A 6,713-nucleotide genomic window follows, 5' to 3' on the forward strand; every position below is an offset into this window, starting at 1 on the left:
TGTCATCTTCAACAATTAGAATTGTTGTATTATTCATTGTTCTCTTCCTCCAACGGTAGGCTTAATTCAAATGTTGCCCCACCTAAATCGTTATTATTGAGCCATTGCGAATTTCCTTGTGTAGTACAAGGCATCCGAGATTTGCTAAACGCCAGACACAAAAAATCGCCCATCTGAAAAATCAGATCGGCTCAAAGCGTTTGCGCCTCGAATACCGTACTGCCACAAGGAAACTTGTGGACTTAATGCCTAGATAAACACATGGCAACATTCACCCGTAATGTGGCAAAACGCACCTTTTTATCGGTTTACCTATCTTTTCCAATTTAAGGAAAAGCAATGGTAAAATTGATTCGTGACTAAATTGATTTCTGTTTACTTAGGAGGATTTCTCCCTTTACCGAAAAATACTAAAATTTTTAATGTAATAATTTAATCAGTCTAACTATTATGTACCTATTCTTTTATCAGCTACAGAAAATGAATTGTATATTAACTCTAAATTATTATCAGATATTCCCATTAGTTCTATTTTTGCATTAGGTAGATTAGGGAATGATTTTAATAAGTCACCAAACTTATCCAACCAATGATAATTGGTACTTGTTTGACTAACAAGATACCATAAGACAGCAATTCGGCTAAAGATTCGGGCTTTAGATTTTTGATCTAACTCAACTTTATCAAAATACGCATTTGCCTTTTTAAATTTGGCTAGTCTAGGATTTGAAAAATCAGGAATTACAATATCAGTAAAAGATTTATTCCAAACCCTTGAATGGTGAGCTGATAGATTTCTAACTATATTAATTTCATTCAACCAACCTTTTAAGGTGTTTTCATCAATATTAAATTGTTTAGCAATTTTTCTTTGTTGCTGTCCATTTAGTAAAGAATAGAATTTTGACATCGTTCCAAAATCCCATGTCTCAGTAATAACCCAAAAAGGAAGTTCTTTATCATTAGCTTTATGCCATTCGATAAACTCATCTTTACAACGTTGGATCTTATTTGATACAGAATCTAGCCATTTTGCATAGGCATAACTATTATTTTTCCACTGATGTTTTAGAAATTTATGGTTTATTAAAGTATAATCCTGATAGGCTAGAGGGTTATCTCGCCCTAGTTCATGAGCAATTATTGTTCTAATATTAATTTCTAATCTCTCTATAATATCTAGCAATAGTAATCTAAGTTTTTTATCAAAGATATATAATTTATAAACTTCTTCAAAAACAACGTTATCTAAGAACTCATCACTTAATGAATTGTTTGGATTAGGTTTTCTTGATATATGCCAAAAGCCAGACAAGCGATAATAACCAACTTGCGATAGTTTCTTTTCTGCATACTTAGGATCATTTATTGTCATTCCCCTAGATTTTAACTGTTCAACCAGTTTAGGGTATTCTTTGTGGGGTTTAATAGTCATAGATTGGGAATATAGAAAAGCAAGGGCGCAGCTTGACACTCTAAGTCGATTGTATTTCTACAAACCCTAGGGACAGGGGCTACGCCACGATTGGCACGGATTATACATTTAAAATTATTAATGTCTAAAAGTTTTTACCTATCAATAAACTTTATTAACAAAAAAGCAACCCCTTGCGAGGTTGCTCCTAATTTTGGAAACAATTTTTAAATAAAATCTTCAAAACCGTTAGGCTAAGAAGTCGGTTTGCAGATTACTGCAAATTCTGTGCTGGCAATGCTGGATTTGGATTGCCTGTAATGTGCGGACTATAAGGGGAGTTCGCATCGTAAAGTGGTGCGGGACCGATTGGACCTGCGACTTTTTCGCTTGAGCCTGCGTTAAGCTCTGTGCCTTGTACTTTAACTACCACACGACGGTTCGGGCGTAAGCAGTCTTTAGCAGCTTGGTCGTTGCCTTCGCAAGCTTTTACTTGGTTGGCTTTACCGTAGCCTACGGCACTTAACTCCGCTTTTACACCTAAACATTGGAGTTCAGCTTTCACTGTGTCGGCACGGCGTTGAGAAAGTGCTAAATTGTAAAAAACTGCCCCATACGGTCGGTGTAGCCTTCAATGGTAGAGGCTTTTACGTTTAAGCTGTTGAGCTTATCGGCAAGCGCGGCTACGACCTGTTTTCCTTAGGTTCTTAGCTCCGCCTTGTCAAAATCAAACAAGAAATCCGAACTTAAATTAAATGATTAAAGACGTTATTTAAAAATGGTATTTATGATAAAGCAAGTATATCTAGACGATTTTTGACTTCTCTGATTACAAAGTCCCAGTTGTAGTCTAGTTTTTGTCTAAACAATCTCACATTATCATACCATATACTATCCTTTCTATTTAGTAGCCATCGGCTATCTGCTTTATAAGGTAATAATATCCATGTTCTTTTTCCCATCGCTGCAGAAAGGTGAGCAATAGAAGTATCAATAGTTATGACAAGATCTAGCTCATTTATCAGAGAGGATGTATCAAAAAAGTTAGATATTTCTGAATCATATAGAAATAGATTATCCCATTGTTTTGCTTTGTTTTTATCGTCTTCACTAATTTCTTTCTGAATACAATGAAATATTGTATTTGGAATGCTAAATAGAGATGAAATCTTAGAAATTCCAATATTCCTAATAAAATCATTAGGTCGTGAAGTGCTAGACCAACATACCCCAATATTCAACTTATCTTTCTTAAGCAATGACTTAACTGATTCCGTTGAGTGAAACAAGTATTTATCTTTATATGGTATATCTATCAGCAGATCTTTCATTAAGAATGGGATACTCATAATTGGACAGTAATAATCAAACGCTACGTACTCTCCTGCCTTTCTAATAACTTTTATGTTATATTTATTCAAATTATATTCTAAAAAATCATTCGTAATATCATGCGTATTAACAATAACTTCCATCCCTAAGTTCTTAAGTAAAATAGCATAACGAATATATTGAAACTCATCACCAATGCCTTGCTCATACTGTAATAATAACACTTTCCCTTTTGCAATTATCCCATTCCATAATTGAAAATTAGAAAATTGATTATGAATAGGTTGTACATCCTTTCTAGATTCGTATAAAGGCAACCCATTTGAAAAATCCCCTAATCTTAATAAAATTGTCGATAGTCCAAATTTAAAACAATTTAATTCTTCCTTTGCATTTGGAAAATTATTAGTAATTATCTCTATCCCAATCAGATAATCAGAAATAGCAAGTTCAAAAAGTCCCAAATCGGCTAATCTAACAGCTCGATTATTGTAATCCATAACGTTAAATTTAGCATTTCTTAATGCATAATCGAATTCTTTAAGACTATTGTATAGTTCGACATAGACTCCTTTTTCTTCGTAAGAAAAACGAACAGAAGTAGAAATATAAGACGGTTTAGATATTTCTCTAATTGAAAGTTCGGCTAAATGGATAAGATCTAATTCAATCAATGATTCATAGCGTTCTATCTGATAATGATAGTCTTTAGGATGCTTTAGAAGGTAGCTATCAACAACAACTAAACGCTCTAACTTTTTTAACAAAATATTACTCATAACTTGTTTCTGGAAATATTATAGATTTTGCTGTCTCATTATTATTAACGTTCTTGTGTATTTTTTAGCTCGTTAAGAATAGCCTGACTTGTTGTTTTCAAAATACGCTTCCCTGATTCATTAATTGTGCGATACTGATTTAATAGCTCTGATTCCTCTACGTTTAAACTTATATTTTGTTCAGATGTGTACATTTCGCCATTACCACTTACCAGCCAATTCAGGTTAACACCTAATCGGGTATGTAACTTCATCAAGGCTTCAGCATTCGGTTCGCGCCCACTCAAAATGTAATTTTGTAGCGTTCGATAAGGTATATTAGTTTGCTCAGAAAAGGTTTTTAGATTAAAACCTTTCACTTCCATCACTTGTTTTAGTCTTTCGCTTGTATTCATTTGTGTACCCCTTTATTGACTTCATGTATTTATTTGTGTATATTTATATACATAAATAGGACAATTATACATCTTTAGGTATGTTCTAACAAATTATAATTTTAAGGCTTCAGATTCTACAATGGCTCAACACTTTCTTCTATCAAGCAAAGCTCGCACGCTTTCTTCTTACGAGATTGCACAACTCTCGGAAGAAGAAGCATATGATTTGCTTTGTGAATTAAGATGGGGGGGCAAAGAGTTTATCACTTGTCCTAAATGTGGAGTACAACACAAGCCTTATTATATTTCTACACGTAAACAATGGCGCTGCAAACATTGTAATCACACTTTTAGTGTCACTTCTGGTACCATTTTTGCCAATCGCAAGAAACCGATTAAGGTTTATCTCTATGCTTTAATGGAATGGGTAAATGCTGTCAAAGGGTTATCTTCCCTTCAATTAGCTCGTAATGCAAAACTTAATCCTCGCACGGCATTTGTTTTATCACATAAATTCCGCAAGGCTTTACTTGAAAGCCGTGATATGAAACCACTTTCAGGTGTAGTGGATATGGACGGTACTTATGTTCATCCTACACCACGTAAAGCAAATAAGAAATCTGATCGCATTGACTATCGTTTAAAGGAAAATCAGAATCCTGATAAACGTTGTGTCATGGTTGCACGTGAGCATTATTCGCCAGAAGAAAAAGCCAGTAATGTGTTGCATTGTGGAGCAAAACGTTCTCACGTTTTTGTGGCGCATACGGAATCGCAATCGGTAGTGAAAAGTTTTGCTGACAAATTCATTAAACCTAATACGCAAATCAATACCGATGAAAGCACAGCTTATGATGTCTTGTTGCCTTACTATAACTTGAGAACGGTAAACCATAAAGAAGAATATCGTAGTGACTTAGGTGTAACAAACAATCAGGCAGAAAGTCTATTTAGTCGTTTCAAACGTATGTACTACGGACAAGTTCACCGTATCAGCAACGAATACTTACTTAACTATGCTAATGAAATTGCGTACCGTGAGGACAATCGCCGTACCTCAAATAAAGCGCAGTTTATTGATGTATTGAGCCGATGTTTGAAAACCACCAACGATAACAATGAATGGTGCGGTTATTGGCAACGAAAAATTATTCATCAAGAAGTGATTTGGCAGTAGATATATGGCATACAACTTAGATAAGAAGCTCAAAGAATTTGAGTTTGAACGTAAACAGGTATTGCATCATCTTGCATTACTTGATTCGAACATTGCCACATTAAAATGTGCTATTGAGCTTACTCAACAGGAAAGTGATGTAGCCCTTTATAATACGGACAACTTTGTGTACCGTTCCAAATATAAGCTCTTTAAAGGGAAAATTCGTAAATACATCGTACAAATGATGCGAGAAGCACCCAACAAAGCCTTTACAATTGCCGAACTCACGCAGCGCATTTTTGATATTGAACAAAATCCTGATACACCGTCCGAAAAACATCTTGATTCCGTTCGTAAACAACTGAATGAGTTTTATAAAAGAGAATGGATTGATAGAATTCAAATCAGCCGAAATGAGGTTCACTGGCAATGGAAACAAAAATAGCGGTATCTCTACCGCTATTTACTATCCTTGCTCAAGTGTTCTCAATCGCCAATGTTGTGAGTTATCTATTAAGCATTTTTCCACTAACGATTTATACTTTAAATAGTTTAATGTACAAGCAATCGTTTGTGATTGTTTATACGGTATGACTTCTTCAATCTCTTGCCCATCTAACTTCATCGCTAGATATGTAATCTCCTTCACACTTAACCATTTTGAAGGCTCTTGTTTTAGTACCTGAGCAATCAACTGTTGAGGCGAAATTTGAAAACGAAGATTTCTAAATTTGGGGTTTGACGGTAAAGGCGGTTCTTCCCGACCTTTTGCGTGATTTAATGCCACACGATAGTCTGAAATCTTCCGATCAAGATCTTTTAATTCTTTATGGAGTTGCTTGATTTGCGCTGCAATTTCTTTCTTTTCGGTTTCAATTTCTTCAATCGCTTCTTCAAGCGCATTTTCCAAAGTTGATTTTTGTTTTGTCATTGACTATTCTTACCTTTTGTACATAAAAGATAAGAAAATGTAGCAGAAACAACAAATTAAATCTTTGTGCAACTGCTACATAATACCGAAAAATAATGATAAATTTGACCGCACTTTTTTATTTTATCCTCTCGGATGAAATCTTTCATGAAGGTGTTTCAAGCGTTCTTTAGCCACGTGAGTATAAATTTGCGTGGTGGAGAGATCGCTGTGTCCGAGGAGCATTTGCACAACACGGAGATCCGCACCATGATTCACCAAATGTGTCGCAAAGGCATGACGGAGAACGTGTGGAGATAGCGCATCCGTATCGATTCCTGCTAACACGGCATAATGCTTTATACGATGCCAAAAGGTTTGTCGAGTCATTTGCTGAGCCCGTTGACTGGGAAAGACCACATCAGAGCTTTGCCCATTGAGCAAAATTGGGCGACCATAAAGCACAAATTGTCGCACCCAAAACGCGGCTTCTTCCCCCATTGGTACAATGCGTTCCTTGTTGCCTTTGCCAATCACACGCACGACACCTTGTTGCAGATTCATATTCTCAATAGTGAGAGTGACCAATTCCGTGACACGTAATCCCGTGGCATACAACAATTCCAACATGGCTTTATCGCGTAACTCGAGCGGAATTTCGACATCAGGTGTATTTAATAAATCCGTGACTTGTTGCTCGGTTAAATATTTAGGTAAGCGGCTTGGCAATTTAGGTGAGCTC

8 protein-coding genes are annotated in these 6,713 nt (G+C 35.7%); 2 read left to right on the top strand and 6 right to left on the bottom strand.

The window, feature by feature from the left end:
- Positions 1–448: 448 nt before the first annotated feature.
- The 4 genes from KH943_RS08450 to KH943_RS08465 all read right to left on the bottom strand — a co-directional run bounded on the left by KH943_RS08450 (position 449) and on the right by KH943_RS08465 (position 3,920).
- Positions 449–1,435 (bottom strand): Abi family protein, encoded by a 987-nt coding sequence (locus KH943_RS08450; protein WP_304109955.1) that lies wholly within the window; start codon positions 1,433–1,435, stop codon positions 449–451.
- Between the two features lie 253 nt (positions 1,436–1,688).
- Positions 1,689–1,979: a hypothetical protein gene (locus KH943_RS10240; protein ID WP_438359836.1), complete on the bottom strand. Its 291-nt coding sequence runs from the start codon at positions 1,977–1,979 to the stop codon at positions 1,689–1,691.
- 220 nt (positions 1,980–2,199) lie between these two features.
- Positions 2,200–3,525 carry a hypothetical protein gene (locus tag KH943_RS08460; protein WP_304109957.1) on the bottom strand — a complete coding sequence of 442 codons (1,326 nt, stop codon included), beginning with the start codon at positions 3,523–3,525 and terminating at the stop codon, positions 2,200–2,202.
- Positions 3,526–3,569: 44 nt separating this feature from the next.
- Positions 3,570–3,920, bottom strand: a complete 351-nt coding sequence (locus KH943_RS08465) for a helix-turn-helix domain-containing protein (RefSeq protein WP_288533472.1) — start codon at positions 3,918–3,920, stop codon at positions 3,570–3,572.
- Between the two features lie 121 nt (positions 3,921–4,041).
- Here KH943_RS08465 and KH943_RS08470 point away from each other — a divergent pair, with 121 nt between their 5' ends.
- The gene (locus tag KH943_RS08470) at positions 4,042–5,079 is read left to right on the top strand and encodes an IS1595 family transposase (protein WP_304109961.1); all 1,038 of its coding nucleotides are present in this window, start codon (positions 4,042–4,044) and stop codon (positions 5,077–5,079) included.
- A 4-nt stretch (positions 5,080–5,083) separates the two neighbouring features.
- Positions 5,084–5,506, top strand: a complete 423-nt coding sequence (locus KH943_RS08475) for a hypothetical protein (protein ID WP_304109962.1) — start codon at positions 5,084–5,086, stop codon at positions 5,504–5,506.
- A gap of 21 nt (positions 5,507–5,527) precedes the next feature.
- Here the strand turns inward: KH943_RS08475 and KH943_RS08480 are convergent, their stop codons facing one another.
- Positions 5,528–5,992 (bottom strand): hypothetical protein, encoded by a 465-nt coding sequence (locus tag KH943_RS08480; RefSeq protein ID WP_304109964.1) that lies wholly within the window; start codon positions 5,990–5,992, stop codon positions 5,528–5,530.
- A 123-nt stretch (positions 5,993–6,115) separates the two neighbouring features.
- Positions 6,116–6,713 (bottom strand): site-specific tyrosine recombinase XerD (locus tag KH943_RS08485; RefSeq protein WP_304109966.1); only part of this gene is annotated, 598 nt, incomplete at its 5' end.

Source organism: Haemophilus parahaemolyticus, from assembly GCF_018373095.1.
Classification (GTDB): domain Bacteria; phylum Pseudomonadota; class Gammaproteobacteria; order Enterobacterales; family Pasteurellaceae; genus Haemophilus_A; species Haemophilus_A parahaemolyticus_A.

Excerpts from the sequence above, each read along its gene's own strand:
- KH943_RS08450 (WP_304109955.1), bottom strand. The coding sequence starts at position 1,435 with ATGACTATTAAACCCCACAAAGAATACCCTAAACTGGTTGAACAGTTA.
- KH943_RS08460 (WP_304109957.1), bottom strand. The coding sequence starts at position 3,525 with ATGAGTAATATTTTGTTAAAAAAGTTAGAGCGTTTAGTTGTTGTTGAT.
- KH943_RS08465 (WP_288533472.1), bottom strand. The coding sequence starts at position 3,920 with ATGAATACAAGCGAAAGACTAAAACAAGTGATGGAAGTGAAAGGTTTT.
- KH943_RS08470 (WP_304109961.1), top strand. The coding sequence starts at position 4,042 with ATGGCTCAACACTTTCTTCTATCAAGCAAAGCTCGCACGCTTTCTTCT.
- KH943_RS08475 (WP_304109962.1), top strand. The coding sequence starts at position 5,084 with ATGGCATACAACTTAGATAAGAAGCTCAAAGAATTTGAGTTTGAACGT.
- KH943_RS08480 (WP_304109964.1), bottom strand. The coding sequence starts at position 5,992 with ATGACAAAACAAAAATCAACTTTGGAAAATGCGCTTGAAGAAGCGATT.